1 pseudogene is annotated in these 347 nt (G+C 62.0%); it reads right to left on the reverse strand.

Going from position 1 to position 347, the window contains the following annotated elements:
* Nucleotides 1–347, reverse strand: a pseudogene (locus tag P0G09_RS16175) (23S rRNA (uracil(1939)-C(5))-methyltransferase RlmD); the annotation flags it as partial.

The following is a 347-nucleotide window of genomic DNA, read 5'->3' on the forward strand; positions in this document are numbered from 1 at the left end:
CATGACCAGACCGAGGTGCTGTATGGTCTGGTCATGGTTGATCTGGTAGAAACTCCGGGGGCTCAGGGCATAGGTCTTGCCGCAGAGGGTATCCAGAATGTATCCCTTGCCGTAGAGCACCTTTTCCTCTTCGCCCAGCACCACGCTGGTGCAGCGGGGGTTGTAGTTCTGCACCACGGTGGTCACAGGGACATGGCGCTTTTCGGCTTCGGCCAGCAGAGCGCGGACAAAGTTTTTCGCCCCGGGCAGAACCGGCTGGGCGGTCACCAATACCACCCTCACCTGCCCGGACACCACACCGCGCCGCAGCAGGCAGTGGCGGAGCAAGCCGGTGCCCTTGTCCTCAT

This window comes from Faecalibacterium sp. DFI.5.82 (genome assembly GCF_029076575.1).
GTDB lineage: Bacteria > Bacillota > Clostridia > Oscillospirales > Ruminococcaceae > Faecalibacterium > Faecalibacterium duncaniae.